Below are 22968 nucleotides of genomic sequence, written 5' to 3' on the forward strand. Positions count from 1 at the left end.
GGGTCATGCCCGAAACCTTGATGGCGCCATAGGCGGGTCCGAGCATGACGGTGCCGTCGGCTTCGACCGGGAAGGGGCCGGCGATGTTTTGGTCGGGTAGCGTTCCGAGGACGAAGATTTCCAGGGTATCCAAGGGCTCGACATGGTAGGGGGGCTTGGGGACCACCTTCACCGCATCGATCAAGAGAACGTCCGGGGGCTCGATGACGTAGGTGGGTAAGCTGATCTTGGTCAGCTCGCGAGGGTTGGGCCCTCCCGGCGGAAGCTGCGACATGAGAACCTGATTGCGCGTCAGGCGGCAGCCCCCGGCGGCGGCCAATACCAGCACCGCCAGCGAGACGCAGATCGATCGAGCAATGACGCCACGCAGGGGCATGCGGAAAGGCTTTCCTGGTGCCAGGGGTCAAACGCCCAGAACCGGTCGCTCATCACGCGCTCACAAAAGCGCGCCGTCACGGCCCGCTTGGACGCCGCCCTCACCCCCCCGCGAGAACCCGGCTTCCATACAGCCCCTACCATCGGCATTCCCAGAACTTTCCTGAACTCTTTCCCCGCTTTTTGCAAACGCACAGATTCCGATTTCTGAGATCGCAAGAATCGGCACAAAATGCGTCATTTGCGCTAACACCAGAAGGTCCCGCAACGTCACGACCGTTACGAGCTGAACGCCGTCGCTACAGGATCATGCGTCCTAAACACAACAAGGGGGGAATCTGTTTGACAGCATTTTTCGACGCGGATATCGTGACATCAAGACGCAGTCGCAAGCCCAATTCAAGGCCCCAAAAACGTCGATGCCCCGTGCGCTTCTGGGCATGACGGCCGGTCCGATCAAGATGGCGGACAGGGGAGTTACGTGCCATTCGGCAACATCGGGTGGTCCTGAGAGCATCGTTGCTCGACAGCGGCCCGAGCGGATTGCGGCCCGCAGTCTACAAGATCGGAACTATGACGACGCCGCTTCGATTGCATTTGGCGCCACTGGCCGGTGGGCGGTTGCGAACGCATGGGCGACCAGGCGAATCGAGCGTGCATGGTCAGTAAATATCACACGCGATTCGCGACCTGGTAACAGACAGCACGCGTATCGCGAGTAGCGTAACAACACCTGGGACAAGCAGCTTACGATGGCGAACGAATCCTTCCTGTCGCAATTCGAAATACGTAAGGATCAGCAACGCCCTATCGCCATCCTGGCGACCCTGGTCGTGCTGCTGATCGTGGTCTATTGGAACACGTTACGCACCATATCCACGGTGTGGAACACGCCCGCCTATTCTCACGGCTGGCTCGTGCCGGTTTTCGCCGCCGTTCTGCTGTGGATGCGCCGCGAACCGATTCAAGATGCACCGCCGCAGGCCCGCTGGGCGGGTGTCGGCCTGTTGGCGTTCGGTTTGGCTTTCCGCATGATCGGCGGGTACTACGCCTACCCTTACATCGAGATGATCTCCCTACTGCCTTGCTTGTTCGCCATTTTCTTGATAGTCGGTGGATGGCCGCTGTTACGCTGGTCGGGTCCTGCACTCGCCTTCCTGGTTTTCATGTATCCCTTGCCCGGCGCGGTCGAACGGAATCTGCTTGATCCGTTACAACGCGTGGCAACCATTTGCAGTACCTATGCGCTGCAGACGATGGGCGTGGCCGCACATCGTTCCGGCAACCACATCATTCTGGGCGAGCTCCGTTTGGGCGTGGTGGACGCTTGTAGCGGGCTGCGCATGTCGACCATCTTTCTCGCCCTGGCCGTGGCCATCACGCTGGTCACGGTGCGCCCTTGGTGGGAGCGCATTACCATCATTCTTAGTGCCGTGCCGATTGCACTTCTCGTAAACATCATTCGCATCACGGTGACCGGCATTCTGCATAAAACGGTAGGCACGCAGATCGCGGACGCGGTATTTCATGATCTGGCGGGCTGGATCATGATGCCCATGGCGATGGGCTTCCTGTTCCTGGAATTGCAATTGTTGCAGCATCTGTTCATCGAAGACGAAGAAAAGGGCCCCGTCATGGTCGGTCCCACGTCGCGTGGCGGAATCCCCAGTCCCGGTCTCCGTTAGAAACCGATTCGAGCGGGAATAGTGACTCAAAAGACGAGCAACATGAGAGTGCGATACAGCAGCGACACGGATCCAAACGGTCTCGAAAAATGAGGTGAAGGTTAACGAGGCACACAGCTACTCGTCATACACGGCCAAGCACGTTTTCCCGCCGGGACGGCAGGACGTGAATTGCGTCGGTGCCCCGACACGCTCAACGCGGCAAATCGCAGCATGGAATGCCAAGAAACCGCATCGCGATCACAACTTTGGAGAGTTTCTCGGTGTCTACGACTCGCAACTCAGATACAGCCGCGACTAACACGATTCCTGCTCCTCCCGATGAACAGCAGGGGGGCGATCTAGTTCCCGTTAGTGGCAGCTTTCCGGTCGCACCCTATGCGGGTGCGCCTTGGCAGCTCGCCGTCGGCGGCCGCCCAGAATTGCTTTCGGCGGCCCCGGATCCTATGTCGATGCTGCGGGCCTTTCGGCGGCGCTGGCAGTTGGCAACCGGCCTGGGCATTCTGGCGGCGCTCGGCGCGATGTCCGCGGCCTGGTTTCTGATTCCACAAAAAGGGCAGGTGATTGCCTACGTGCAAGTCATGCGCGCTCCGGAGACCATGACCGCCAAGGCAGGCGCGGCTGACGCGCACGAATTCTTGACCTTTCGGCAAACAACGATCGAAACGATGAAGAGCAAGCCGCTCCTGACCCGGGCGATCCGCGATCCGTCGATTTCCCAACTGCCGATTATCAAGAAACAAACGGACCCCGTGGCATGGCTACAGGATCAGTTGGGGATGAAATACCCCAACGACGCGGAACTGCTGCAAGTGACGATGAGCGGCGAACCGGACGAGATTCCGCAGGTCGTCAAGATCGTCGACGCCGTGATCGCCGCGTACTTCAAGGAAGTGGTCGAAAAGGGCATCACGGATCGCAGCAAGAAAGAGGCAAAGCTGCGGGACCTGCTGCAGCAAAAGACCGAGGAACTGCTCCGTGACATGCACGATGTCGAACGGTTGCAAAAGTCGATCGGGGTGCTGGATCAGCAGGCGGCCGCCACGCATGCCGGCTTGATGCAGCAGCAGTTGGGGGTGGTCAATAACTCGCTGTTCTCCCACACTGCACAGCAAGGCAACCTGGAAGTCGAGATCGACAAATACAAGCTCGACATCGAGTTGGCCCGGGACCCTTCGGCACGTGAAGCGCGCGCCGAAGAAGAGATGCACAAAGACGAGAAGTTGCGAAAACTGGAAGAGCAACGTAGCGACCTGGAGCTGAGCATCGCCGAGGCCAAGACGCAAATCAAGAACAAGGACAACCCGACGCTCAAGCGCCTATTGAAGAGCCTGGCCGTCGTCGAAGAGAAGGTCGAGTTGCGGCGCGACGAATTGTTGAAGCGGTTCTCCGACTCCAACGAAGCCATCAAGATCAAGGAATACGAGGGCAAACAACGATCGACGGAAAGGCATCGGGACAGCGTCGCGCAACAGATCGAGGAACTCAAAAATCAAAAGAAAGAACTTGAAGAGCAGCTCAAGACGATGACGCGTGATACGGCCGAATTGGACAACAAGAAACAAAGGGTCAAAGCGCTGCAGCATCTCGTCGACGAGCTCAATAGCGACCTCTATAAGATTTCGGTGGAAAAATCGGCTCCCCCGCGCGTGCAAAAGCTCGACGACGCGATCCCTCCCGGCGAGAGCAGTATCAAGCGCAAAATCGGCCTGGTAGGCTTCTGCGGCTTCGCGGCCTTCGCGATGGTGGGCTTCGTTGTCGCCTTTTTCGAGTTCCAGGCCCGGCGCATCAGCTCCTCAACGCAATTGAGCGACGGCTTGGGGCTGCGTGTCGTCGGGGCACTGCCCTCGGTCACGCGCCCCGGTCGCAAGGCACTGGCGGCGGCCAACGGCGATTTGAATCGTCTGCTTGTCGAATCCATCGACACGGTGCGCACGAACCTGATCCACAGCGCGGTTTCCGAGCCGATGCGCGTGGTGATGATCACCAGCGCCTCGGACCGCGAGGGTAAGACGACGGTCGCCAGCCAGTTGGCGGCGAGCCTGGCCCGTTGCGGACGGCGCACGTTGCTGGTCGACGGAGATCTGCGGCGTCCCTCGGCGCATAAGCTGTTCGAATTGCCGCTGGAACCCGGCGTCTGCGAAGTGTTGCGGGGCGAGGCCGAGGTGGACGACGTGATCCGACCCACGCGCGTCGCCGGTCTATGGATGATCTCGGCGGGCCAATATGACTTGGAAAGTATCCAGGCGTTGTCGAAGGAAGGCGTCGGCGAAGTTTTCGACGTTTTACGGTCGCGTTTCGACTTCGTCATCGTCGATTCGGCGCCGGTGCTCAGCATCGCCGACGCGTCGTTGATGGGCCAAAACGTCGATGCGGCCATTTTGAGTGTCATGCGCGAAGTAAGCCAGGCCGTCAAGGTGCATGAAGCCAGCGAGCAGTTGCGCTCGGTGGGCGTGCACGTGCTCGGTGCTGTCATGAACGGTGAACGGACAGAAGCGACGTATCGGGCTTATGCCGCCCATACCTGAACGTAAACATTCCATCCACTGCGACCGACGCGCCGCAATCACGCGCTGTTCGGACGACCGAGCTTAATTGGGAAAAACATGAAGACCTATCTCGCGCCCGCGTGTGCGGCCCTGTTGATCATTAGCACCGGCCTGGTGCGCGCCTATTGGGGAGGGGCTTTCGGTGCCGGCAACGACAAGGAGATCCTGCAGCTCTTTGCCGACCGCCTGACGAAAGTACCCATGAAGGTCGGAGATTGGGAAGGCGTCGAACAGGAAGAAATGGACCCGCGCGAGCGCGAGGTGGCCGAGGCGGACGCGTCCTTAGGGCGCAGCTATACAAACCGCCTGTCGAGCAAGGTGGTCAATGTCTCGCTCGTGAGCGGCCGATTCCGCGGTGTGGCCCAGCACGTGCCGACACAGTGCTACGTCGCGGCCGGCTACCAGATGATGAATCCGGAGATTCAATACGACATCGAAACCGACGTCGGACCGGTGAAGTGCTACACCACGGTGTTCAAGAAGGACGAACATACCGGAACTACCTATTTGCGCGTCTTCTGGACCTGGAGCTATGACGGTAAGTGGATCGCTCCGGACCTCCCGCGTGTCGCCTTGGTGGGACAGCCCGCCCTGTACAAGATGTATTTCATTGAGGTCATCCCCATGCCGGGACAGCCGATCGAACAAACCGCATCGGTTGACTTCGTACGCACTTTTATCCCTGAAGCGAACGCCGTCCTTTTCCCCGATCAATCCAATTCCGCTTCGGAACCTTCTCCCACCGATGAGTCCGCTGCCGCACCGGCTGCTGGCTGAGATTCGGATGGTCGGCCCGCCTGCTACGATCGGGCGGCCAGCCGAGAGTCCGCGCACACGGTGGCGGCCCGAAATCCCTTTCTCACAGAATCGTCAACTGTTGTAGCCTTTGCGGCGGTGGTGGCGTTGCACAACGACAACGCCATGAGGCCCCAGGGCCACCCGCGGCTATTGTGCTGTTTTCAATAAATCCGTTGCAGCCCGTTCACACCCGCCGCTTGGGCCGTAAAATCGTACCGATCGTCCGCGCGACCGTCTAAATCCAATCGAGGCACGGGGTTTGCCATTACCGCAGGGCTGAACCGAGCCATGACGCTCAGCGGAGCGTTCGAAGCCGATTTCGGCCCGGCTTATTAATGGGTGTCTGTCACCCACGGGAACGGAGTGCGCGCAGCGCGCTCCCCAACTTGGATCGTTCTCAATTCGTTCGCCGCAATTAAACTCGATTTTCACATCACTCGCAGCCCTCGAGATGTAGCGTATGACGACTCCGTCCGCTCCTGCCGCTAACAAGAACTGGCTGTTCGTTGACGCCGGCAAGAAGGTTCCTCTGGCCAAGGCCTGGTTCGATGAATCCGAGCCGGCCGCGGCCGCCGAAGTCGTGCGCTCCGGTTGGCTCTGCCAAGGTCCGAAGGTCGCGCAGTTCGAAGAAGAATTCGCCAAAACGATCGAAGCGCGCCACGCCATTGCGGTCTCGAATGGATCGATCGCGCTATTGGTCTGTTTGCAGGCCATGGGAGTGGGGCCGGGCGACGAAGTGATCGCTCCGAACATGACCTTCATTTCGTCGGCCACCGCGGCGATGGTGCTGGGCGCTCGGCCCGTTTTATGCGACATCAATTCGACCAACTATTGCATCGACGTTGATCGGTTGGCCGCGCTGATCACGCCCCGGACCAAGGTCATCGTGCCCGTCCATTATGCGGGCCAGTCCGCGGACATGGGCCCGATCATGGACCTGGCCAAGAAGCACAACGTGCAGGTTCTGGAAGACGCCGCCGAAGCGCATCTGGCACGCTACAACGACGAGAAATTCGCCGGCACGATCGGTCAGATGGGCATCTTCAGCTTCACCCCCACCAAGCCGATGACGACCGGCGAAGGCGGCATGATCGTCACGCAGGACGACCACCTGGCCGAACAATGCCGGCTGATTCGCAACTTCGGCGATTCCGGAAAATTCCAGTGGGATTTGCTGGGCTTCAATTACCGCTTGAACGAGGTGGCCGCCGCGGTCGGTATCTGCCAGCTGCGCAAGCTGAAAAAAATCATCGACATGCGGCGCGAAAAGGCGCTTCGTTACGACCAGCAATTTGCCGAGGAAGAGGCCATCATCCGGCCCTGGCGCCGCTCGATCGAGGACATCAACTACCAGCTTTACACCGTGCGATTTCGGCTCGATTTGCTCGATGTCGGCCGCGATCAAATTGCCGACGAGTTGGCCGAATTGGGGGTCGCGACGCGGCTCTATTATCCGTCGCTTCACAAGCAAAAAGTGTTCGCGCCCTTCGGCCCGTTCGACGATCGCGACTTCCCCAACTCGCTGGAATTCGAACGATCGGCCTTGTCGCTGCCGATTTTCACGGGCTTGACGCAGGACGAGCAGGACTACGTCAGCGCGTCGCTGCTAAAGGTCGTGCGACATCATCGCAAGTGACGAGAGATCGCACAAAGACAATCTCAGATTATTTGGTTAACAAGCGAGCGGAGTGCCGGCCCACCTGCCCATACAAGCCGGCCAACAGCGGCCGAGTCGTGCGTAGCTGCTCGCTCAGGTTTTAGGAGTGCTGAATGATTACAGGCAAGAAGATCTTGATCACGGGCGGGGCCGGCTTCATCGGCACGCACATGGCCGAGCGTCTCGTCGAGCGGAACGACGTCACGCTCTTCGATATCGACCTCAATGGCGCGCTGACCTACAGCCGGCTGGCGAAGGACAGCCGAGTCCGCAAGGTGCAAGGAGACGTGCGCGACGCCGCGGCCGTCCAGGAGGAGGTATCCCGCTGCCAGATCCTGTTGCACTATGCATCGATTCTCGGCGTGCGGAAAGTCATCGACCACGCCCGCGACACGATCGATACCGTATTGATCGGCACGCGAAACGTGCTGGAAGCCGCGCGGCACAATCCGAAGATCGAGCGGATCGTGAACATCTCGACGAGCGAAGTGTACGGCAACGTCATGGATGCTCGCGAAGGTGCCAACTGCCTGGTCAGCACGGCGAATGATGCCCGCGTTTGCTATGCATCCAGCAAACTAGCGGCGGAACATATCGTGTGGGCCTACCATCGCGATTTCAAGATGCCCACCGTGATCGTCCGACCGTTCAACATCTTTGGACCGATGCGCAAGACCGATAACGCGGTGGGGCGTTTCTGCGTTCGCGCCGTGGCAAACAAAGACGTGACCATGATCGGCGACGGTAGCCAGCTCCGGTCGTGGTGCTATATCGACGACTTCTGCGATGCCATGATGGGCTGCATCGAATCGGAAAAGGCGATCGGCGAAGATTTCAACATCGGCAATCCGGTCACCGCGGTCACGATCTACGATTTGGCCGCGCGGACCATTCGGCTGGCCAAAAGCAGCTCGAAGCTCACGACGACCGCCCACACGTTCAGCGATATCGGCGTGCGTGCCCCCAGCTCCCAGAAGGCCCGCGAGCTGTTGGGCTATAGTCCGAAGTTCGATCTGGATGCTGGCTTGCTACCCACCATCGACTGGTACCGCCAAAACCTGGACGATTTCCGCGACTGGCTATAGAAGGGGCTGGTCATGCCCCGACAGCAAGCGCCCGTGCTGGCGTCGGAACGAGTCGTCCATATCCCCTAGCTTATTAATTATTAATTTTCATTGCTTTTTTCTGGCGCCCCCGACACAATTGACCTCGAAGAGGGCAATTCGGGGTTGCTCGATCGGGCTAACGATGCGCATGTCCCGCACATCTTTCGCGATCGCGTTTCCCCCTAGCGTACGATGGCCGCTCGCGTCTCAAAAGGACCTTGCGCGCCATTCCGCTTTGCGCCAACAACCGCATCGAAGTTGCACCCAGGAGGAACAGGCGTGAACTCTTCGAAACTGCGTTTCACCACCGGTACCCTGCTACGGATGGGCGCCGATACGGTGATGATTCATGCCGCGGTGGCGGCCGCCCTCGGCTTGCGTTTATTCTCGTTGGTGGCTTTTGGCCCTGCGCGGACCGCTGTCGACAACAACGCGGATTTCTGGCGACTTTTCAGCCATTTCTGCACGTCCGTCTGGCCACTGACGGCGGTGTGCCTGGTAGTTTTCTACCTAAGCGGCTTTTACACCTATGGGCGCGCCTACCAGAGTCGCTACAAGGCTCTGATCGTGGCCCAAGGCGTGACGTTGGGCTTTTTGATCTTTTCTTCGCTGTCGTATCTATTCAGTGGCGCAGGCTTTACTCTACCTCGAACGGCTTTGGTTCTGTCGTGGCTGTTTTGCCTGCTGCTGTTGGTCGGATCGCGCATCTGGACCACCCTGTGGGCCACGATCGTCAGCCCGGAGCGCGAGGCTGTTGTCAAGAATCTACGCGGCGAACGACGCGTGCTGGTCATCGGCGGCGGCGGATATATCGGTTCGGCCTTGTTGCCGAAGCTCTTGGAAAAAGGTTACCACGTCCGCCTGCTCGATCTGCTGATCTTCGGCGACGATCCGATTCGTCACGTGCTCAATCATCCCCGGCTGGAGGTGCGTCGCGGAGACTTCCGGCACGTGGAACAGGTGGCTGACGCCCTGCGCGGCGTCGATTCGGTCGTGCATTTGGGCGCGATCGTCGGCGATCCGGCTTGCAATCTCGACGAAGAGTTGACGATCGAAGTCAACCTGACCGCCACGCGCATGATTGCCGAACTGGCCAAGGCGTCCGGCGTGCAGCGTCTCGTTTTCGCCAGCACGTGCTCCGTCTACGGAGCAACCGAAGAAATGCTCGACGAGCGGAGCATCGTCAAGCCGATCTCGCTGTACGGCCACACGAAGCTGGCTTCGGAGCGAGTGCTGCTGTCGATGGCAAACGATCAATTCCGCCCGACGATCTTGCGGTTCTCGACGATTTACGGGCTTTCCGGCCGCACGCGGTTCGACCTGGTCGTCAACCTGCTGACTGCCAAGGCAAAGCTGGAAGGAAAGATCACGGTCTTTGGCGGCGATCAATGGCGGCCGTTCGTACACGTCGACGATGCGGCGTTGGCGGTGGCCACCGTGCTCGAGGCTCCCGAAGAAATCGTGGCCAACCAGATCTTCAACGTCGGCTGCAACGATCAAAACTACACCATCCAGCAAATCGGCGAGATGGTTCACGAATGCGTGTTCTCCGCCGAGTTGATCGCCAATTCTGGCGACACCGATAAGCGCAACTACCGCGTCAACTTCAACAAAATCCGCAACCAGCTCGGCTTCACCCCACAGTGGACCGTGCGGCAGGGTATCCAGCAGGTTTTGGACGCCATCGCCAACGGCGAGATTTCCGACTACGCCGACAGTCGCTACTCCAACGTCAAATTCTTGAGCGAGAAGAAATCGGTCGTTCGCGACAATTGGGCGCACGAGTTGGTAAAGGTCATCGCCTCGCAATAGTCAACTCTTGCCAATTTACCGCGTGCGCCGGGTTTGCCGGCGCCGGGCGAGGCCGCCATCTTCACACACGTCCGCGGCCCAATTCACTCGTAACTGCGCCGCACGACCGCCTGTTTCCGTCGCCATCGCCAGTACATGCGTCTGCTCCTGATTCATCAGTATTTCGCCGGCCCTACCGAGCCCGGCGGAACCCGCCATTACGAGCTCGCGGCGCACCTCGTGCGTCAAGGGCACGAGTGCACGATCGTCGCCAGCACGATTAATTTCTCTTCGGGCAAGCGCGTCGTCGAAGGGCGCGGGCTGGTCGTCGAACAGAACATCGATGGCATTCGCGTGCTGCGCGCTTACACCTATCCGTCGTTGCACCGCAGCTTTACCTGGCGCGTCGTCGCCTTGGTCAGTTTCATGTTCACCTCGGTGTGGGCAGCGCTGCGGGCCAAGAATATCGATCTGGTGATGGGAACTTCGCCGCCGCTGTTTCAGGCCCTTAGTGCCTGGTTCGTGGCCGCCGTCCGTCGCCGGCCGTTGCTGTTGGAGATTCGCGACCTGTGGCCCGAGTTTGCCGTCGACATCGGCGTCCTTACCAATCCCCTGCTGATCAAGATGGCGCGGTGGGTCGAGAATTTCCTGTATCGGCGGGCCACCCATCTGCTGGTGAACTCGCCGGCCTATCGCGACTACTTGCTGGCCAAAGGCGTGCCTGACAGCAAAATCAGCGTGATCGCCAATGGCGTCGATCCCGAGATGTTCACACCCGAAGCCGACGGCAAGTTCTTCCGCGAGGAGCTGGGGGTTAGCGACAAGTTCGTCGTCACTTACGCCGGCGCCCTGGGAATGGCCAACGACATCGAGACCATACTTCGCGCCGCTGTTCGCCTGCGCAGCGAAACCAGGGTGCGGTTTCTCCTGGTCGGCGACGGCAAAGAGCGGCCGAATCTCGAAGCCAAGGCTAAACAATTCGAGCTGGCCAACTTGCAGTTCGTGGGCTCGCGATCGAAGGCCGAGATGCGCGCCGTGCTCGCCGGCTCGAACGCCTGCCTGGCCACGCTCAAGAACATCCCCATGTTTCGCACGACTTACCCCAACAAGGTATTCGATTACATGGCGGCCGGGCGCCCGACGATTTTGGCCATCGACGGCGTGATCCGGCAGGTTGTCGAAGCGGCCGGCGGTGGCATTTTTGTCGAGCCGGGGAACGATCGCGCATTAGCCGCCGCGGTGCAGGCCTTGTGCGACGATCGCGAGCGCTGCCGCGCCATGGGCATGGCTGCGCGACGCTACGTCGTCGAGAATTTTAATCGCCACCGCCAGGCCGAGGATTTTGTCCGGCTCTTGGAGCGATTGGCAAACGGATCACCGACGGAACATGAACCGCCTGTACCAGAAGTTCGGGAAACGTGCGTTTGATCTGGCGGTGGCCCTACCCGCTTTGATCCTGGCCAGCCCCCTGATTGCGCTAGTGGCGATCCTGGCGCGGTGGCGGCTGGGAGCGCCGGTCATTTTCCGGCAAGAGCGACCGGGGCAGCACGGTCGGCCGTTTGAGTTGTACAAGTTCAGGACGATGACCGATGCGCGCGACAGCGCAGGCAACTTGCTCCCCGACGCCGAGCGACTGCCGCCGTTTGGAATTTTTCTGCGCCGCGCGAGTCTTGATGAGCTGCCTCAATTATGGAATGTCGTCCGCGGAGACATGAGCCTGGTGGGGCCGCGCCCCTTGATGATGCGTTATCTCGGGCGCTATTCCGCCGAACAGTTCCGCCGGCACGACTGCTTGCCAGGCATTACCGGCTGGGCCCAGGTTAATGGACGCAACGACATTTCCTGGGAACGCAAGTTCGAGCTGGATGTGTGGTACGTTGATCATTGCAGTTTGTGGTTGGACTTGAAGATTCTGTGGCTGACCGTGTTAAAGACCATGCGGGGCGTAGGCGTTAGTGCCACGGGTCATGCTACGGCGCCCGAGTTTGAAGGGACCAAAGAATTACAAGCGCGGAATTAAGCTGGTCGTAGGCATTGCTTTCCCGCTAGCCGACGGTTAGGTATAGGCGAGCGAAGGAAGCGGCGGCATACAGTTGATGCTGTTTCGCCGTGCCAGGAGCGTGGGGCTTGTCGAGGGGCCGGTTGGGGGCTCGTTGGGACTGTTCGGGATTCCACGAGTTACGAATTTCCGAATTCCGCTGTCAAACGCATCCGTCGCGTCCGGTAGCGCGCTGCGATGCAGGGGAAAGGCAAGCGGATTCGGTTTAGCAGGCGGACGTGTTGAACGCCGCCCTGGGATCGTTCGCGCCTGCGCGCGCCGTGCGACTCCCGCTCTTTGCGCGAGACTTGTCAAAAGATGCGTACATTTCCAACGGTTTCTCTCCACCAGGGAACGTGTGAGAAACCGTCGATGAATCTGACCTTCTTGACGCCTGATCGCGCCGAATGGGACCAGTTTCTCGATGGCGTCCGGCATGATTTCTATCACCGCGCGGCTTACGCCAAAATGATGGGCCCCTACGACGGCGGCCAGCCCGAGGCCGTGCTTGTCCGCCAGGCCGATTGCTACTTCTTTTTGCCCTACATCGTGCGGCCGCTGTCCTACATTCCGTGGTTGGGCACCGAGGGGAATACGCTCTTCGACATCGTCTCGCCTTATGGTTACCCGGGACCACTTTTTAGCGGCGACGACGTCTTCCATCGGCAGGCGATCGACGAGTGGCAGCGTCTCATGCAGCAGCGCGGCTGCGTAAGCGGCTTCGTGCGTTTGCATCCGCTACTGAACACGGCAGCCGACGTCCCCAGCGCCTGCGGCCAATTGGTCGAGCGCGGTCGCACGGTTTCGATCGATCTACGGCTGTCGGCGGAAGAGATGTGGAGTCAGACGCGGGCCGATCATCGTCGGAACATTTTGAAATCCCGCCGCACAGGCATGGTGGCGGCGGTCGAGGATTTCTACAGCCATCTCGACGTGTTCCTGGATATGTACAAAGAGACGATGGATCGGACCTGCGCCTCGCCTTACTACTATTTCCCGGCGGAATATTTTCGCTCGCTCAAGGAGGCTCTCGGCGATCACCTCTCGCTTTGTCTCGTGCGCAGCGAAACCGCGGAGATTCTCGCCGGCGCCCTGTTGACCGAGTGCTCGGGAATCATGCAATACCATCTCAGCGGCACGTTCAATGCGGCCATCCAGCTACGGCCCAGCAAGTTGATGCTCGATTACGCCCGCACCTGGGGCAAGGCGCGCGGAAATTATGTGTTCCACCTGGGCGGCGGTTTCGGCGCCAAGGAGGACTCGGTATTTGAGTTCAAAGCCGGGTTTTCTTCCGGCCGGCATCCGTTCTATACCTGGCAATTCATTTTCTCGACGGATCAATACACCCGTCTGGCCGAACGCCGCCTTGGTCTCGATATCGACGCTCCCAATAGTGAGTTTTTTCCGGTGTACCGCGGTTGACCACCGCGCGCGTTCCCGGACGACAGGCTTTCGTGAAACTGCACCTCGTCAAGTTTCTCCGCCGGCCGACCCTGGCCCTTTTCTCCCGGCTCAACCCGGGAGACATCACGATCCGGCACCATTGGACAGGCGATCGGCTGCGTTTGCACTCCTATCGACACAAGGGCTATTGGTATCACGGCCGCAACCGCGAACAATGGATCATGGAGACGCTCGGCCGCGTGGTTCATCCAGGCGACACCGTGGTCGAGGTGGGAGGGCACATTGGCTACGTGGCATTATGGCTGGCCCGCCTGGTCGGTCCTGGACACGTGTACGTCTTCGAGCCTGGCCCGAACAACTTGAGATATATCGAACGGAACTTGCACGGCAAACCCAACGTCACGCTTGTTCCTAAAGGGGTCGGCGACGTCTCTACCCAGCGGACGATGTTCGTGGAACGTTTGACGGGCCTGAATAACACGTTCGTTGAAGAGTCGCCATTGCTGAAGGCCAATGCCGCGTTCGACGGATTCAACGCCGATGAATTACGCGAATCAGTCCCCGTCGAGTTGGTGCGCTTCGACGATTTTGCGGCCGAACATTCCCTGCGAGCCGATCTCATCAAGATCGACGTAGAAGGTTTTGAATCCGAAGTCTTGCAAGGTATGCGCGAAGTGCTGCGCACGCAGCGACCGAAGTTGATGGTCGAAGTCACGCGCCATCCGGAAGAGGTGTGGAGCATCCTGCAATCCGCTGGCTACATCGCCTTCGGAGAAGATCTCAAGGTACTCACGAGCGCCCAAGAATTGCACGGCAACGTGTTTTGCATGTGTCCTGACATCCACGGCCAATACCTTCGCGAACTGGGCATCAACGTCGTGCCAGTAACTGAGAAATGAGCGCGAGCTTCAACTCCCCGCGAACCATCCTGGTGATCGGCGCCGGCGGGCACGCTAAGGCTGTCGTTGGCGCGGCCAAAGTTACCGGCTACGACGTACGCGCCATTTACGACGACGACGAAGCGAAATGGGGAAAGAGCATCCTGGGCGTGCCGATCTTCGGGCCCATCAATCGCATTCTCGACGCTCCCCGTATCCCGGTCCTCGTCGCCATCGCCGACGCGGCCACGCGCAAGGCCTTGGTCGATCGCCTGCCGCTGGAATGGGGAACGCTCATTCACGCGACCGCCATTATCGATTCCACCGTCGAGATCGGACCGGGCACGGTGGCCTTTGCCGGCGTTGTGGTCCAGGCCGATGCCCGCGTCGGCGCCCATGTCATTCTCAACGCCAATGCCACCGTATCCCAGGACTGTGTCCTGGAAGAATATGTCCATTTGGCGCCGGGCGTTGATCTGGCAAGCGGAGTTCACGTCGGCACAGGCTCATTTTTCGGGATTGGCGCGGTAGCCACTTCGGGCGTTCGTGTCGGCTGTTGGACCACCGTCGGCGCAGGCGCGGCCGTGACCAACGACCTCCCCGATCGCGTCGTGGCGGTCGGCTGCCCGGCGCGCGTCATTCGATCCGTCGAGTCTAAGCCTTTGGCGACCGGCGTCGATTATGAGTGAGAACAACGATTAGCAGGGACGGCTCCCGGGCGGATGAAAGAGGCGATCTCGATCGTCCGCGAACGATCCATCGTGAAGGCCGGGATACGGGGAATCGTGCAGCACGCGAAACACGAGGAACATGAGATTTGACACACGACTCTGATCGAATCACGCCGCTAATTTGGGACGCCATTGCCGAAGTCAACGAGCTTTTGCCTGAGGACGCGCGCGTACCCCTGGAAGAGAACGCCGTACTCCTTGGCAAAGGTGGGGCACTGGATTCTTTTGGGTTAGTGAACCTGGTCGTGGCGCTCGAGCAGCGTATCGAAGACGAGTTCGGGATCTCGCTGACGCTGGCGGACGAGAAAGCCATGTCCTATAGCCGCAGCCCCTTCCGCAACGTGCAAACGCTGCGCGACTATGTGCAAGACCTGATGAACCGCGCGACCCATGCCTGATCTTCCGGTACTGCTTATCACCGGCACGAGCAAAGGTATTGGCCGAAGCCTTGCCGAGCATTATGCCGCGCACGACTTCCAGGTGGTCGGCTGCAGCCGTCGCGAAGCGACAGGCATGCCGCAAAACTATCAACACTTCCAGCTCGACGTCACCGACGAGCCGGCCGTGAAGCAAATGTTTGCCGAAATCCGCAGTTGCTATGGTCGGCTCGACGCGGTGATTAACAACGCCGGCATCGCCAGCATGAACCACGTGCTCACGACGCCGCTCAAGACGGTTCTGGACGTATTGCACACGAATGTAGCGGCTCCTTTCTTGTTTTGCCGCGAGGCCGCCAAACTGATGCAGCGCAAGCGACAAGGACGCATCGTCAACTTTGCCACCGTAGCCACGCCCTTACGGCTCGAGGGCGAGGCGATCTATGCGGCCTCGAAGGCGGCCGTGATCTCGCTGACGCAGATCCTGGCGCGCGAACTCGCCGATTTCGGCATCACCGTCAATGCCGTGGGGCCCACGCCGATACACACCGATTTGATTGCCGGCGTGCCGCCGCAAAAGCTTGAGAACCTCATCGCCCGGCAAGCCATTCGCCGCTTCGGCGCGATGCGCGACGTGATCAATGTGATCGATTTCTTTCTGCGCGCCGACAGTGACTTTATAACCGGTCAAACCATTTTTTTGGGCGGCATTTGATGCCACTCGCTTTTCTCCTCGCCTCGTTCACGACCGATCCCCAGGCAGACGCCATCATCTGGCGAGACCAGACGTATTCGTATGCCTGGCTGGCGGAGCGTGTCGCGCACTGGCGAGCGGAGCTGGCCGCGTGGCAAATCCCGGCCGGCGCGGTCGTGGCCATCGAGGCCGATTTTTCGCCCAACTCCGTCGCTTTGTTCCTGGCACTGATCGAACGCCTGACAATCCTGGTTCCTCTCACCTCGAGTGTTGCAGCGCAGCGCAGCGAATTGCTGGAAATCGCCGAGGCCGAGTGGGTCATCAGCATCGATTCGCAGGACGTGGCGACCGCCACCCGCTGCGAACGCACGGCGCAGCACGAGTTCTACGCCCGCCTGCGCAGCCTCGGGCACCCGGGGCTCGTGCTCTTCTCCTCGGGCTCGACGGGAAAGAGCAAAGGCGCGGTACACGATCTCTGCGGGATCTTGGAAAAATTCCACGTGCCCCGGCACCGCTTGCGCACCATTTCATTTTTGCTTTACGACCACATCGGCGGCATCAACACGATGCTCTACACGCTGTCGAACCATGGTTGCCTGGTCACCGTGCAGGATCGCACGCCCGATGGAGTGTTGACGGCGATCGCGCGGCATCGCGTCGAGCTGTTGCCGACCTCGCCCACGTTCTTGAATATGGTGCTGATGAGCGAGGCATTCGCCCGACACGATCTCTCCACGCTTCGCACCGTGACTTACGGCACCGAGCCCATGCCCGAGAGCACACTGCGGCGGCTGCACGCCCTGTTTCCCCAGCTGCAACTGGTGCAAACGTACGGCCTGTCGGAAGTGGGCATCCTGCGGTCGAAATCCAAGAGTTCCGACTCGCTATGGGTGAAGATCGGCGGCGAAGGTTTCCAGACCCGTGTCGTGCAGGGCATTCTCGAGATCAAGGCCCGCTCCAGCATGCTGGGCTATTTGAATGCTCCCAGCCCTTTTACGGACGACGGTTGGTTCGTCACGGGCGACGAAGTCGAAGTCGATGGCGAATACTTGCGCATCCTCGGGCGTAAGAGCGAGATCATCAACGTCGGCGGACAGAAGGTCTATCCCGCCGAGGTCGAGGGAGTGATCGAGGAGATGCCGGGGGTCAGCGACGCCGCTGTCTATGGTGAGCGGAACGCCATCACGGGCCAGATCGTCTGCGTGAACGTTTCTTTGCATGCCGACGAAGCGCCCGCGGACTTCGCCCGCCGCTTGAAGCAGTTCTGTCGGGGGCGCCTCGAGTTATTTAAAATCCCCGTGAGAGTGCGCGTCGTGGACCGCGCCCAACATGGTGGCCGCTTTAAGAAAATGCGGCCCCACGCACCGGCCACGCCGCCGACAACATCCTCGTCCGCCGGGTGAACAAACTGCCCGCACTGGCGACATCGTCCCTTTGAACAAGAAAATGTCCCTGAACTGAATCATGGCTGGTGGTCGACTGAATCAGGTGCGTATCGCGGGCATCGCCAGTGCCGTTCCGCGGCGCGTCTTAACACTGGAAGACGACGCTCGCATCTTCGGTCAGACCGAGATCGAGCGCATCAGCCAGAATATCGGCGTGCAGCAGCGCCACGTCGTAAACGGCACGACGTGTACGTCAGATCTATGCTTTGCGGCGGCAGATCGGCTGCTCGACGAGCTTGGCTGGCAGCGCGATAGCGTGGATGCCCTGATCTTCGTCACGCAAACTCCCGACTATTTCATGCCCGCCACGGCCTGCGTCCTGCAAGACCGATTGGGTTTAGGGCATGGGTGCGCGGCCTTCGATGTGAATCAGGGTTGCGCGGGCTACGTGTACGGCTTGTGGATCGGCGGGCACCTGGTCCGCGGTGGATGCCGGCGACTCTTGCTCTTGGTCGGCGATACGACCAGTCGCCTGGTTTCTCCGGGCGATCGAACGGTGACAAGCCTGTTCGGCGATGCCGGAACAGCCACGGCTTTGGAACTGTCGGAAGAGGCCGCGACTATGCATTTCGCGCTGGGGACCGACGGCGCGGGGAAGGGTTGCCTGATGGTTCCCGGCGGCGCATTTCGCGTGCCTCATTCCCCGCAATCGAGCGAGCGCACCGAGCGCGCCGGCGGGAACGTGCGCTGCGACGAGGACGTATTCATGGACGGGGGCGAGGTCTTCACGTTTGTGCTGCGCGAAGTGCCCCGCCTGGTGCAAAACGTCCTATCGGCGGCCGAAACCGCGGTAGCCGATATCGACCACTTCGTTTTCCACCAGGCCAATCGCTTCATGTTGAATCATTTGACGAAGCGGCTGAAACTGCCGCCAGATCGGGTGGCGATCGGTCTGACCAACTACGGAAACACGAGCTCCGCGTCGATTCCACTGGCCATCACAACGGAGCTGCGCGAACCCCTGTCCGGCGGGCGGAACCGCGTCTTGCTGGCCGGGTTCGGGGCCGGCTTCGCCTGGGGGGCGTCGGTTCTGGAGTGCGACTCGCTCTGTCTACCACCCCTGATTACCGTGGCGGATTAGTCCAACAATGCGCGTCGTGGCGTTTGTACCGAACGATTCCTGTTGTTTCGCCGCCCGTTCGTGGCGGGTGTGCGTTATTGGCAATGACCTTTCCGTCCGCGACATCCGCGGGCATCGAGGGGACATTTCCAGCGTATCTTATTGTAAACTAACTGCTTCGACACACCCGGCGTGTGGGGCGCAGTCGTTTTGCCGGCGGTCTGGTCGGTAACGAGGAACCTATGGCGGCTACCAACAACGATTTCGTTCGCCGACTTGCCGAGGCCCTGAACGAGGATACCGCCCAGATGCAGGAAGGCACCCTGCTGGCGGACCTCGAAGGCTGGGACTCGGTAGGCCAACTGGCCGTCATCGCCCTGGTGGACGAGTGCTTCAATCAGCGCATTAACGTGGACGCACTGCGCAAATGCCAGCGCGTCGGCGACCTGCTGCAACTCATCAACGGCAAGGCGCAGCGCTAGGCCGCGCACCGATCTTCGATCTTCGTGGCTCGACGCACGTCCACCACTCGTTAGTCGTTCCCGCTCCATTCCCCGCAGAATAGATTTCCGTGACGGGCAATCCGTACCAACTTGATGGCAGGCGCATCCTGATCACGGGTGCGTCGGCGGGGATCGGCCGCGCGACGGCGCAGCGCTGCGCCGAGCTTGGCGCCACGATCATCGGCCTGGGCCGGAACGAAGAGCGCCTGACAGAAACGATCGCTACGCTTTCCGGCAAGGGGCACGCGTACCACGTGGCCGACGTCGACGACACCGATGGCTTGCTCCGCACAGTCGAGACGGTCGTGGCCGCTAACGGACCATTGGCGGGAATCGTGCACGCCGCGGGAGTGCAGCGGGCGACCCCGCTGCGCGTTGCTCGTACCGAGGATTTCCTGGCCCACTATCGCACCAATGCCTTGGGAGCGGCAACTCTCCTGGCGGCCGTGGCCAAACGGGGCGTCGCCAGCCCTCAGGGTTGCTCCGTGGTGCTGGTCGGTTCGGTGATGAGCACGCTGGGGGCCGTCGGCCTGGCGGCTTATTGCTCGTCAAAAGCCGCCGTAGTCAGCCTGGCAAAGTCGGCCGCGTTGGAACTGGCCACCGCTGGCGTTCGCGTCAATGCGGTGCTGCCAGGAATCGTGGACACCGAAATGTCGCGTAGATACTTGTCTTCGCTGGCCGAGGATCAAGTTCGAACCATACGTGGCAAGCACCCGTTGGGAATCGGCCAACCCGAGGACGTGGCTCATGCAATTGTCTTTCTGCTTGGTGACACTGCTCGTTGGATCACCGGAACGTGTCTGACGGTCGACGGAGGCTATTCGGCCCAGTAAGGTAGTCATATGGAAAAAAAGCGATTGTTCATCGCCGGGGCGGGAGGATTTGGCCGCGAGGTGGCCACCTGGGCGCGCGACTTCTGCGCCGCGGAAAAGGACTGGGAACTCGTCGGCTTTCTCGACGACAATCCCACGGCGCTGGGTGATTTCCCCAGTGATTTGCAGGTCGTCGGCAACGTCGAATCGCACAACTTCACGTCCTCAGACCGAGTATTCGTCGCCATTTGCGAGCCACGGGTGAAGATGCAGATCGTGGAAAAACTGCAAGGCCGCGCCCAGTTCGCTACGATCATTCACCCCACGGCCATCGTCGGCTCACACTGCAAGATCGGCGTCGGTTCCATCCTCTGCCCAGGGGTCGTACTCACGACGAATGTTTCGATCGGCGATCATGTACACCTGAATCTGCAGGTCACCGTCGGGCACGATTCGATCGTCGGCTCCTATTCCACGCTCAATAGCCATTCCGACATCACCGGGGCCGTGATCGTCGAAGAAGCCGTGTTCATGGGCTCGCATGCCGTCGTACTGCCCCGCGGCCATGTTGGGGCCTATTCCCGCATTGGCGCAGGCAGCGTGGTGCTGCGCCATGTCGCCGCCGGCGACACCGTGTTGGGCGTACCCGCCCATAGGGTTTAGCGTGCGCCCACTTCGTCCGCTCCTGATATTCGGCACACGACCCGAAGCCATCAAAATGGCGCCGGTCGTTCACGAGTGCCAGCGCCGAAGCGCCGAGGTCGCGCCGATCGTATGCCTCACCGGTCAACACCGCGAGATGCTCGCACAGGTGACCGACTATTTTGGCCTGCACGCGGACCTCGACCTGGCGTTGATGCAACCGAATCAAACGCTGGCCGAGCTGACGTCGCGCTGTTTTCTAGGCATCGATAAGGCGCTCGATCGGTTTTCGCCCGACTGCGTCGTCGCGCAGGGCGACACCACGACCGTTATGGTCGCGGCGCTAGCGGCCTTTTACCGGCGGGTTCCTTTCGTCCACGTCGAGGCAGGCCTGCGAACCGGCAATCTGCAGGCCCCCTGGCCCGAGGAAATGAACCGCCGCGTGGCGAGTGTCGTCACGGCAGTACACTGTGCCCCGACAGAACAGTCCGCTCAAAACCTGCGCGCTGAGCACGTCCCTGAGAAAAGCATCTTCGTCACCGGCAATACCGTCATCGACGCACTGCTGTGGGCCGTCGAACGCGAGCGGGCCGGCGATGCCCGCTGGCGCGACAAGTACGCGCAGCTGGGCCAGGGGCGATTGGTGCTCATCACAGGCCATCGTCGCGAGAATTTCGGCCAGGGCTTTCAGGACATTTGCCAGGCGATCGCCACGCTGGCCGAGCGTTTTTCGGACGTGCAGTTCCTCTATCCGGTACATTTGAATCCCAACGTCCAGGCCCCCGTCCGCCAACTTCTGGGGGACAAGCCCAACGTACACTTGACCGAGCCGGCGCCTTATCCTGAATTCGTGTGGCTGATGGATCGTAGCACGGTCATCCTCACCGATTCGGGAGGGGTGCAAGAGGAGGCGCCGTCGCTGCGAAAGCCGATCCTGGTGATGCGCGAAACGACCGAGCGTCCGGAGGCGTTGGATGCCGGCGCCGTGGAACTGGTGGGCACCAGCGTCGAGCGGATCGTGGCGTCGGTCAGCCGTCTGCTTACCGATCCGACTGAATACGCGCGGCGTCAGCTCGACAAGAATCCGTACGGCGACGGCCAGGCAGCCCGCCGCATCGTAGATATTATGCTCCAGCAAGGTTGGAATTCATGAGTGTAGAAGAGAACCGTCCGGTCGGTGGCGGCCGGAAGTTCGCCCCAGGCCAATCGAAAGTCTGCGTCATGGGATTGGGCTACATCGGCCTGCCCACGGCCAGCATTCTGGCCAACAAGGGCTACGACGTCTTTGGCGTGGACGTGCGCCCCGATGTTGTCGACACGATCAATCGTGGCCAGATCCATATCGAAGAACCTGACCTCGACATTCTCGTGCGCTCGGCCGTCAACAGCGGCCAATTGAAGGCCGGGCTCGAACCGCAACCGGCAGATATCTTCTTCATCTGCGTTCCCACGCCGATCAATCCCGATCATTCGCCGGACCTGAGCTTTGTCGAGCAGGCCTCGCGCGCGATTCGGCCGCACGTCCGGCAGGGCAACTTGATCATTCTCGAATCGACCAGCCCTCCGCTTACGACCGACGACATCGTGCTGCGTCACGCCGTTCCTGACGGAATGGTGCCCGGTCGCGATATCTTCGTCGCTCATTGCCCGGAGCGCGTCTTGCCGGGCCGGATTTTGCTCGAAGCGGTGCAAAACGACCGTGTCGTGGGCGGCATAACGCCGACCTGCGCTCGCATCACGAAGGAGTTCTACCAGACGTTCGTCAACGGCGAGATCTTCGCCACCAGCGCCAAGACCGCCGAGGTCACGAAGCTCGTCGAGAACGCCTATCGCGACGTGAACATCGCGTTCGCCAACGAACTGTCGATCCTGGCCGATCACCTGGAAATCGACCCCTGGGAGTTGATCTCGCTGGCCAACCGCCACCCGCGCGTCAACATTCTCAATCCGGGTCCCGGCGTGGGCGGACACTGCATCAGCGTCGATCCGTGGTTCCTCGTACACACGGCGCCGCAATTTACGCCTTTGATCCGCACGGCCCGCGAAGTCAATGACGCCAAGCCACATCACGTGGTTGAGCACGTGGCCCGCCTGGCGCGCCAGTTCCACGCGCCGAAGATCGGCTGTCTCGGCCTGACCTACAAATCCGACGTGGATGACCTGCGCGAAAGCCCCTCGCTGGAAATCGTGCGCGACTTGCGAAAGCTGAACCTGGGCGAGGTGCTGGCCTGTGATCCTTACGTGTCGCCCAAGCGCTTTACGGAATTCCCGCTGCACGCGCTCTCTGACGTCGTGCAACAGAGCCAGGTGCTCGTGTTGCTTACCGATCACCGGCAGTTCCGCGACATTCCCAAAAAGGTTTTGCAGGAAAAAGTCGTCGTCGACACGCGTGGCGTCTGGCGGTAACGACGTCCACGACGGCC

General features: G+C 60.5%; 21 protein-coding genes. 20 read left to right on the forward strand and 1 reads right to left on the reverse strand.

Translation table 11 applies throughout. The annotated features are described in order from the left end of the window. Positions 1-376, reverse strand: a 376-nt coding sequence (locus VHD36_15220) for a hypothetical protein (GenBank protein HVU88670.1), incomplete at its 3' end; no start/stop codon positions are given. A 751-nt stretch (positions 377-1127) separates the two neighbouring features. Here VHD36_15220 and VHD36_15225 point away from each other — a divergent pair. From VHD36_15225 to wecC, 20 genes are all read left to right on the forward strand, one after another. Continuing rightward, positions 1128-2060: an exosortase/archaeosortase family protein gene (locus VHD36_15225; GenBank protein ID HVU88671.1), complete on the forward strand. Its 933-nt coding sequence runs from the start codon at positions 1128-1130 to the stop codon at positions 2058-2060. A gap of 452 nt (positions 2061-2512) precedes the next feature. After that, entirely contained in the window at positions 2513-4588 is a 2076-nt protein-coding gene (locus VHD36_15230; protein HVU88672.1) for a polysaccharide biosynthesis tyrosine autokinase, read from the forward strand. A gap of 78 nt (positions 4589-4666) precedes the next feature. Continuing rightward, the gene (locus VHD36_15235; protein ID HVU88673.1) at positions 4667-5386 is read left to right on the forward strand and encodes an exosortase-associated EpsI family protein; all 720 of its coding nucleotides are present in this window, start codon (positions 4667-4669) and stop codon (positions 5384-5386) included. Positions 5387-5867: 481 nt separating this feature from the next. Next, positions 5868-7043, forward strand: coding sequence for a DegT/DnrJ/EryC1/StrS family aminotransferase (locus VHD36_15240; GenBank protein HVU88674.1), 1176 nt, complete (start codon positions 5868-5870; stop codon positions 7041-7043). A gap of 134 nt (positions 7044-7177) precedes the next feature. Beyond that, positions 7178-8149, forward strand: a complete 972-nt coding sequence (locus VHD36_15245; protein HVU88675.1) for an NAD-dependent epimerase/dehydratase family protein — start codon at positions 7178-7180, stop codon at positions 8147-8149. 300 nt (positions 8150-8449) lie between these two features. After that, positions 8450-9982 carry an SDR family oxidoreductase gene (locus VHD36_15250; protein ID HVU88676.1) on the forward strand — a complete coding sequence of 511 codons (1533 nt, stop codon included), beginning with the start codon at positions 8450-8452 and terminating at the stop codon, positions 9980-9982. Between the two features lie 135 nt (positions 9983-10117). After that, on the forward strand, positions 10118-11389 hold the full coding sequence (locus VHD36_15255) for a glycosyltransferase family 4 protein (protein HVU88677.1): 1272 nt from the start codon (positions 10118-10120) through the stop codon (positions 11387-11389). Next, a complete protein-coding gene (locus tag VHD36_15260) occupies positions 11349-11981 on the forward strand; it encodes a sugar transferase (protein HVU88678.1) in 633 nt (210 codons plus the stop codon). The genes VHD36_15255 and VHD36_15260 overlap by 41 nt, the downstream gene beginning before the upstream one ends. A gap of 390 nt (positions 11982-12371) precedes the next feature. Next, positions 12372-13421 (forward strand): GNAT family N-acetyltransferase, encoded by a 1050-nt coding sequence (locus tag VHD36_15265; GenBank protein HVU88679.1) that lies wholly within the window; start codon positions 12372-12374, stop codon positions 13419-13421. A 32-nt stretch (positions 13422-13453) separates the two neighbouring features. After that, complete coding sequence (locus tag VHD36_15270) at positions 13454-14302, forward strand: FkbM family methyltransferase (protein HVU88680.1); 849 nt, start codon at positions 13454-13456, stop codon at positions 14300-14302. Then, on the forward strand, positions 14299-14970 hold the full coding sequence (locus tag VHD36_15275) for an acetyltransferase (protein ID HVU88681.1): 672 nt from the start codon (positions 14299-14301) through the stop codon (positions 14968-14970). The genes VHD36_15270 and VHD36_15275 overlap by 4 nt, the downstream gene beginning before the upstream one ends. 128 nt (positions 14971-15098) lie before the next feature. Further along, entirely contained in the window at positions 15099-15410 is a 312-nt protein-coding gene (locus VHD36_15280) for an acyl carrier protein (protein HVU88682.1), read from the forward strand. Beyond that, entirely contained in the window at positions 15403-16104 is a 702-nt protein-coding gene (locus VHD36_15285; protein HVU88683.1) for an SDR family oxidoreductase, read from the forward strand. Before VHD36_15280 ends, VHD36_15285 begins: the two co-directional genes overlap by 8 nt. Continuing rightward, a complete protein-coding gene (locus tag VHD36_15290; GenBank protein HVU88684.1) occupies positions 16104-17486 on the forward strand; it encodes a fatty acid--CoA ligase family protein in 1383 nt (460 codons plus the stop codon). The genes VHD36_15285 and VHD36_15290 overlap by 1 nt, the downstream gene beginning before the upstream one ends. Before the next feature lie 61 nt (positions 17487-17547). Continuing rightward, positions 17548-18609 carry a ketoacyl-ACP synthase III gene (locus VHD36_15295; protein HVU88685.1) on the forward strand — a complete coding sequence of 354 codons (1062 nt, stop codon included), beginning with the start codon at positions 17548-17550 and terminating at the stop codon, positions 18607-18609. Positions 18610-18830: 221 nt separating this feature from the next. Further along, positions 18831-19070: an acyl carrier protein gene (locus VHD36_15300; protein HVU88686.1), complete on the forward strand. Its 240-nt coding sequence runs from the start codon at positions 18831-18833 to the stop codon at positions 19068-19070. Positions 19071-19159: 89 nt separating this feature from the next. Further along, entirely contained in the window at positions 19160-19924 is a 765-nt protein-coding gene (locus tag VHD36_15305) for an SDR family oxidoreductase (protein ID HVU88687.1), read from the forward strand. A 9-nt stretch (positions 19925-19933) separates the two neighbouring features. Further along, entirely contained in the window at positions 19934-20566 is a 633-nt protein-coding gene (locus tag VHD36_15310; GenBank protein ID HVU88688.1) for an acetyltransferase, read from the forward strand. Then, complete coding sequence (gene wecB, locus VHD36_15315; GenBank protein HVU88689.1) at positions 20517-21698, forward strand: UDP-N-acetylglucosamine 2-epimerase (non-hydrolyzing); 1182 nt, start codon at positions 20517-20519, stop codon at positions 21696-21698. The genes VHD36_15310 and wecB overlap by 50 nt, the downstream gene beginning before the upstream one ends. Further along, positions 21695-22951 (forward strand): UDP-N-acetyl-D-mannosamine dehydrogenase, encoded by a 1257-nt coding sequence (wecC, locus tag VHD36_15320; protein HVU88690.1) that lies wholly within the window; start codon positions 21695-21697, stop codon positions 22949-22951. The genes wecB and wecC overlap by 4 nt, the downstream gene beginning before the upstream one ends. The last annotated feature ends 17 nt before the right edge of the window (positions 22952-22968 follow it).

The organism is Pirellulales bacterium (assembly GCA_035546535.1).
In the GTDB taxonomy this organism is placed as follows: domain Bacteria; phylum Planctomycetota; class Planctomycetia; order Pirellulales; family JACPPG01; genus JACPPG01.